At 67.5% G+C, this 6,890-nt stretch carries 5 protein-coding genes and 1 pseudogene; 2 read left to right on the top strand and 4 right to left on the bottom strand.

What is annotated here, in order from left to right; translation table 11 throughout:
- Positions 1-216: 216 nt before the first annotated feature.
- Both CKO28_RS26130 and CKO28_RS26135 read left to right on the top strand, forming a co-directional pair.
- The gene (locus CKO28_RS26130) at positions 217-1,158 is read left to right on the top strand and encodes an SAM-dependent methyltransferase (protein WP_200344147.1); all 942 of its coding nucleotides are present in this window, start codon (positions 217-219) and stop codon (positions 1,156-1,158) included.
- A gap of 190 nt (positions 1,159-1,348) precedes the next feature.
- On the top strand, positions 1,349-3,514 hold the full coding sequence (locus tag CKO28_RS26135) for a malate synthase G (RefSeq protein ID WP_200344149.1): 2,166 nt from the start codon (positions 1,349-1,351) through the stop codon (positions 3,512-3,514).
- 55 nt (positions 3,515-3,569) lie between these two features.
- On the opposite strand, the gene CKO28_RS26140 is transcribed toward CKO28_RS26135, so the two are convergent.
- The 4 genes and pseudogenes from CKO28_RS26140 to CKO28_RS26155 all read right to left on the bottom strand — a co-directional run.
- Positions 3,570-4,847 (bottom strand): APC family permease, encoded by a 1,278-nt coding sequence (locus CKO28_RS26140; protein WP_200344151.1) that lies wholly within the window; start codon positions 4,845-4,847, stop codon positions 3,570-3,572.
- Between the two features lie 9 nt (positions 4,848-4,856).
- Positions 4,857-5,729, bottom strand: a complete 873-nt coding sequence (locus CKO28_RS26145) for a methionyl-tRNA formyltransferase (protein WP_200344153.1) — start codon at positions 5,727-5,729, stop codon at positions 4,857-4,859.
- Positions 5,662-6,549, bottom strand: a complete 888-nt coding sequence (locus tag CKO28_RS26150) for an adenine nucleotide alpha hydrolase family protein (RefSeq protein ID WP_200344155.1) — start codon at positions 6,547-6,549, stop codon at positions 5,662-5,664. The genes CKO28_RS26145 and CKO28_RS26150 overlap by 68 nt, the downstream gene beginning before the upstream one ends.
- A 3-nt stretch (positions 6,550-6,552) precedes the next feature.
- Positions 6,553-6,890, bottom strand: a pseudogene (locus CKO28_RS26155) (IS110 family transposase); the annotation flags it as partial.

A 6,890-nucleotide genomic window follows, 5' to 3' on the forward strand; every position in this document is an offset into this window, starting at 1 on the left:
AACCCTGTTAGACTCACTCATGGCGTGAACCTCGGGTGTTTATCTCCGACATCGCTAAAGCCCCGGTAACAAGGGCTTCCGAGGTCACGCCACCCTTCTGTACTGCCCCGGCGGTGAATTACCCGGGCTCAAGGGAGAGGGACCCGCTGCTATGGTCTGCCACCGCTTCAGCGCCGTGGCGCGTCCGCGCTGTGGCGTGCTAGAGGCCGGCCCGTCATGCCGGACACGGTCGGATACATCGCAGCCGAAGGCTTCGCGGCGGAACTGGAGGGCGAGCTCGCCCGCGCCGGGGTGCGCCTGCGCGGCTGGCACGGCGACCGGCTGCTGCTGGCCGAGCCGCCGGCGCTGACGCCCGCCTGGGCGGAAGACGTCTGGTTCGACGCGCGCGAGCTGCCGGTGCCCTCGATCAAGCAGGCGGCGCGCACGCTCAAGGGCCTGCAGCGCAACTGGGCGCTGTTGACCCCGCCCGCCCACGTCCGCCGGGCCAACCTGATCGCCCAGCAGTTGCCGCACGTCTCGATGAAGCCGCTGGCCTTTCCCGAGCGGCCGCCGGCGGCGCCGCTGGGCGGCTGGACGCTGCTCGACGAAGGGCGGCTGCTGGCATCGCCTGGCACGCTCAGCCCGTTCCCGCACGGCCGGGCCGGGTTCGTGGAGGACCGCGAAACCCCGCCCAACCGCGCCTACCTGAAGCTGTGGGAGGCGCTTAGCCTGCTCGACCAGCGCCCGGGGCCGGGCGACCGCTGCCTCGACCTGGGCGCGGCGCCGGGCGGCTGGACCTGGGTTCTGGCCAGTCTGGGGGCGCAGGTGACGGCGGTCGACAAGGCCGAGCTGGCGGCGCGCGTCACCGCGATGCCGGGCGTTTCGGTTCGCCGCGACAGCGCCTTCGCCCTCGATCCCGCCCGCGACGGCCCGGTCGACTGGCTGTGCAGCGATGTCGTCTGCTACCCGGACCGGCTGTACCGGCTGGTCACCCGCTGGCTGCAGGCGGGCGCGGCGCGCAACTTCGTCTGCACGGTGAAGTTCCAGGGCGCGACCGATGTCGCCGCGATGGACGCGTTCGCCAGCCTGCCGGGCAGCCGGCTGATGCACCTGCATCACAACAAGCACGAGCTGACCTGGGTGTCGCTGAAGCGCTGGCGCGCAGGTTCCCACAGCTAAGGTTTTGATGCGGCGCGCAACACTTCACAAACGCGCAGCCGGCGTTATTTTGGCGCCCCATTCCGCGCCGGCGTGATCGCAGTGCAGCATGACGGCTGCGCCGTTCCCGCCCGGCCGCGCCGCCCCGGGCCCCGAGCGTATGGGCCCGACAGTTCCGGCCGCGACGTGTTCCAAGGAGGCAGACGCCGACATGATCCAGAAGGGCAACCTGACGGTCGCCGACGACCTGGTGAACTTCATCGAGCAGGAGGCCCTGCCCGGCACCGGCCTGGAAGCCGAGCGCTTCTGGGCGGGGCTGGACCGGCTGGTGCACGACTTCGCGCCCCGGAACCGCGAGCTGCTGGCCCGGCGCGAGGCGCTGCAGCGCCAGATCGACGCCTGGCACCGGGACCGCCGCGGCCAGCCGCACGATGCGGGCGCCTACAAGAGCTTCCTGGAGGAGATCGGCTATCTGGAGCCGGACGGCGACGACTTCACCGTCGGGACCCGGAACGTCGATCCGGAATTCGCCACCGTGGCCGGGCCGCAGCTGGTGGTGCCGATGTCGAACGCGCGCTTCGCCCTCAACGCCGCCAACGCGCGTTGGGGCAGCCTGTACGACGCGCTCTACGGCTCCGACGCGATCCCCGAGACCGACGGCGCGGAAATCACGGCCGAGTTCAATCCCAAGCGCGGCCAGAAGGTGATCGCCAAGGCGCGCGAGGTGCTGGATCAGGTCGCCCCGCTGGAACGCGGCAGCCACAGCCAGGCGACCGGCTACCGGGTCGAGACCGGCGCGCTGGTCGTCGACACCGCCGATGGCCCGGTCGGGCTGGCCGATCCCGCGCGGTTCGCCGGTTTCGTCGGCACCGAGGGCCAGCCGGAAACGGTGCTGCTGGAAAACCACGGCCTGCACGTCGAGATCGAGATCGACCCGCAGCATCCGATCGGGAAGACCGACAGCGCCGGGGTGGCCGACGTGATCATGGAATCCGCGGTCACCACGATCATGGACTGCGAGGACTCGGTCGCCGCCGTGGATGCCGCGGACAAGGTCGCGGTCTACCGCAACTGGCTGGGTCTGACCCAGGGCTGGCTGAAGGAGAGCTTCGAGAAGGGGGGCCGGACCGTCGAGCGCAAGCTGAAGGCCGACCGCGCCTATACCGCGCCCGACGGCGCCAAGCTGACCCTGCCGGGCCGCTCGCTGATGCTGGTGCGCAACGTCGGCCACCTGATGACGATCGGCATGGTGCTGGACCAGGATGGCCAGGAGGTGTCGGAGGGCATCCTGGACGCCGCCTTCACCAGCCTGATCGCGGTGCACGACCTGAAGCGCACCGGCTCGGTGGTGAACTCGCGCGCCGGCAGCGTCTATATCGTCAAGCCGAAGATGCACGGGCCGGAGGAGGTGCGCTTCTCCGACGCGCTGTTCGCGGCCGTGGAGGACCTGCTGGGGCTCGCACGCAACACCGTCAAGATGGGCATCATGGACGAGGAGCGCCGGACCAGCGCCAACCTGAAAGAGTGCATCCGCGCCGCCAAGGACCGGGTGGTGTTCATCAACACCGGGTTCCTGGACCGCACCGGCGACGAGATCCACACCGACATGGAAGCCGGCCCGATGGTCCGGAAGGGCGAGATGAAGGGCACCCGCTGGATCCAGGCGTACGAGGACCGCAACGTCGACATCGGCCTCAAGTGCGGCCTGCAGGGCGTCGCCCAGATCGGCAAGGGGATGTGGCCGATGCCCGACCGCATGGCCGACATGCTGGAGGCCAAGATCGGCCATCCCAAGGCGGGCGCGAACACCGCCTGGGTGCCGTCGCCGACGGCGGCCACGCTGCACGCGATCCACTACCATCAGGTCGACGTCAAGGCGGTGCAGGACGGCCTGAAGGGCCAGGAGCGCGCCAGCCTCGACGACCTGCTGACCCTGCCGGTGGCGAGCGACACCAACTGGGAGCCGGACGCGATCCAGCAGGAGCTGGACAACAACTGCCAGGGCATCCTGGGCTACGTCGTGCGCTGGGTGGAGCAGGGCGTGGGCTGCTCCAAGGTGCCCGACATCAACGACGTCGGCCTGATGGAGGACCGCGCCACGCTGCGGATTTCCAGCCAGCACATCGCCAACTGGCTGTACCACGGTGTGGTGTCGGAGACCCAGGTGCTGGAGACGCTGAAGCGGATGGCCGAAGTGGTCGACCGGCAGAACCAGGGCGATTCCGCCTACCGCCCGATGGCCCGCGACTTCGACGCCTCGGTCGCGTTCCAGGCGGCGAAGGACCTGATCTTCCAGGGCCGCCAGCAGCCGAGCGGCTACACCGAACCGATCCTGCACGCCCGCCGCGCGGAGGCGAAGCAGCTCCACGGCGGGTAGCCGGGGCGATCGGTTGCCCGGCGACCAGCGGGCGCTGTCGCGGCCGTGGCGCGCGTTAAGAGCTGACCGCCGGGCATTCTCTGCGGGACTGAGCTTGCCGAACCCCTTCCGCGATCAGCAAGGCCACGGCACAGAAGCCCAGGCCGGTGGGATTGATCGCGAGCATGAACAGGGTCACCGCGCCGACCGCGACGGCGGTGATCCGCAACCGGCGACGCTCCAGGGTGCGGGCCGCCGCGACGAAGCCGATCAGGAAGAACAACAGAAAGCCCGAGCTCGACAGTTCGATGATCGTGAGCTCCGTGCCGTTCACGACGTAGAGCCCGGCGATGGTGGCGCCGTAGAGAAAGATTAGCGCGATCAGGGCACGCCGCGGCACGGCCGCGTCACCGCTGACGTGCGCCAGGCCTTTCGGTACGTCGCCGGACCGCGACAGGCCGAACAGGAATCGGGATGTGCCCAACGTCCACGCGTTGGTTGTCATCATCATCAGGCCGGCGGCGACGATACTGCCGGCGGCGCCCACTTCCGGGCCGCCGATCCGTTGGAGGATGTAGGAGAACGATGTTGCCCCGGAGGCGAAACCGGTCTCCGTGGACAGCGACAAGACGACCGTTGCCGCCATCGTCACGTAGATGGCGCCCACCAGGATCACCCCAACCAGGATCGCTCGCGGAAAGGTGCGGTCGGGGTCGACCACTTCCTCGGCGACCGGGGCAGCGTTTTCCCAGCCGATGAACCCGAAGAAGCATACGATGAGCGCCATCCCGAGCGCCGTGAGGCCGTTCGGGAACACCGGCGTGGCCTGCTCGATCTCCGCGACGGTGGAGAACGCCACCACGCACGTGCTCATGATAAAAATGATCAGCAATGTCAGAAGGATGCCCTGCGCCCGCACGTTCACCCGGATGCCAAAGAGATTGAGAACAATCGACCCTAGCATGATTCCGGCGCCAAGCAGGAGGACGTCCCGATTGGCCGTGATGTGCAGAACCTCGCCGAGGTAGCGCGCCGCCGCGACGGCCAGAAGCGGGTTCGCGACGATCAGCGTGATCAGCAGGAAAACCCCGGTACGCGACGCAACGCGGGGGCCGAACGCGGCTTCGATGAACTCGATCACGCCGCGGGCGTTCGGATACCGCATGGACATGCGGGCGAAGATCAACGCGAACGGGTAGGAAAACGCGACGAGAGCAAGCCAGGCAAGCAGCGACGCCGGTCCCGCGATCCCATAGGCGATTCCGGGCAACACCAGGACGCCCACGCCCATGACCGAACTCACGTAATGGACGACAAGGCCACGGGTGCCGAGGGTTCTCTGCAGTTCCGCCAAAGACGCCTCCTAGGTTAGCTGAGCGTTGAGTGGGATCACGTCGCTGGGGCTCCAGCGCACACCCTGCACGTCCTCGATGACTCGGATGAGCAAACCGCGCTTGGCGATACCGTCGTGCCCTGTCGGGCCGGTCGCGACGCCAAGGTCATCGGGCCCGCACGTAACAACGCGGCCCGGCGCGCCGCACAAGCTCCCGATCGGAAAACCCGCCTCGCGGACGGTAAAGCGTTGGTCATTCCATGTAAAGTAGCATCCCGGATCGGGCGCGTCGTGTGCGCGTAAAAGATTCAGAAGTTGCTGCGGGGGCAACTGCCAATCAATTTGTCGATCCTGGTCGATAATTTTGTGATATCGACGGTAGCGCCAGGGTTCGACGCGCCGCGGCGCGAACCCCGGCGTTTCCAGCCGGGCGATCGCGTCGACCACCACGATCGGATAGCGTTCAAGCTGGCGTCGCGCCACGGACGCGCCGGTGTCGCTGTCGTCAAGCCGCAGCGCCCATTGCGTGACGATCGGTCCGGCGTCCATCTCGGCGGTCATGAGATGCACGGTGACACCCGTTCGGCCCGCCCCCTCGCGGATAACCCAATGCTCGGCGGACAAGCCGGCGTAATCCGGCAGAAGCGAGTCGTGAACGTTGATCGGATATTTTTGCGGTATCTCCAGGATTTCGTCGGGGATGGTGAAGCGCCAATTCGTCGATACAATATATTCCGGCCGCAGCGCGCGTATCTGGGGGGCGAGGCCGCGGAGTTCGCGCCGACCCGCGACGGCCAGCTCGATACGATGGTCGCGCGCCAGCGCCGCGACCCGATTATCCGGTGAACGACTGTGCGTGACGACGAGCCGGGGCGCGCCGCCGCCCGCGATCAAACCGGACAAGCTGGCCGCGCCGTACTCCCCGTAGCCTAGGAATACCGTCGGGATCATGTATCGGACCACGCGAGTTGTCCCCTTGGCCCGTGTGGCGATCCCGGAATTTGTTGAGCAGGCGCAAACGCAGGCCGGACAAGCGGATATAGGCGGTGGCGTCGGCATGGGACACCGCCGCGCTGTCGTCGAAGCTGGCGGCCGCGCGGTCGTACAGGCCGGTGTCCGAGCTGCGGGCCACGACATCAACGTTGCCCTTGTAGATGCGCAGGGTGATGGCGGCATCGACGCCGCGCTGGCTTTGGTCGATGGCCGCCTGAAGGGCCTCGCGTTCCGGCGAGAACCACAAGCCGTCGTAAATACATCTGGTGTATCGTGACAGAAAGTCTTCCTTGAGCCGGATGACTTCGCGGTCCAGGGTAATCGCTTCGGCTTCCAGATGGGCGGCGCGCAAGATCGTCAGCCCCGGCGTTTCGTAAACATTCCGGCTTTTCATGCCGAGAATGCGGCTTTCGATCATGTCGACGCGCCCGATGCCATGCGCGCTGCCCATTCGGTTCAGTTGCTCGAGCAGCAGCTGTGGGGCCAGGTCGGCCTCGTCGAGCGCGACGGGCGCTCCGTCGCGAAAGGTGATCGTGACGGTTTGCTGGAAATCGGGCGTGTCGGCCAAGTCGCGGGTCCGGCCGAACGTCCCGTCGGGCGGAACGTAGCCTGGATCTTCCAGCATTTCGCCTTCGTAGGAGGTGTGCAGCAGGTTCTGGTCGACCGACAGCGGCTTCTCGTTCGCCGCGGAGTCGCCCAGGGTCAGGCCGTGTTCACTCGCAAGAAACAGGCCTCAGCCGGTCGCGGGGATGGGTTCGAGTTGCACGGCATAACCGAGTTCCTTGAGACGGCGCACGAGGCGGCTGGTCTGGTGTTTTTTGTCCAGCTTATCGAAGTGGTCCGGGCCGAGGTCGGTGTAGAAGGTGCCGTCCTTGAGCATGTGATAGATCGCGGTGAGCATCGAGGCGGCCAGCGCACAGATGGCTTTCTTGGGGCCGCGTCGGGCGCGCAAGCGATGGTATAGCGCACGCAGGTAGGTGCCCTTGGCTTTGCTGGCGCTGACCGCGCACTGGACGAGCGTCGTCTTCAGCCAGGGTGCCCCAGGGCGCAGCCGGTTGGACCGGCGTTTGC

Source organism: Rhodovibrio sodomensis (assembly GCF_016583645.1).
In the GTDB taxonomy this organism is placed as follows: Bacteria; Pseudomonadota; Alphaproteobacteria; order Kiloniellales; family Rhodovibrionaceae; genus Rhodovibrio; species Rhodovibrio sodomensis.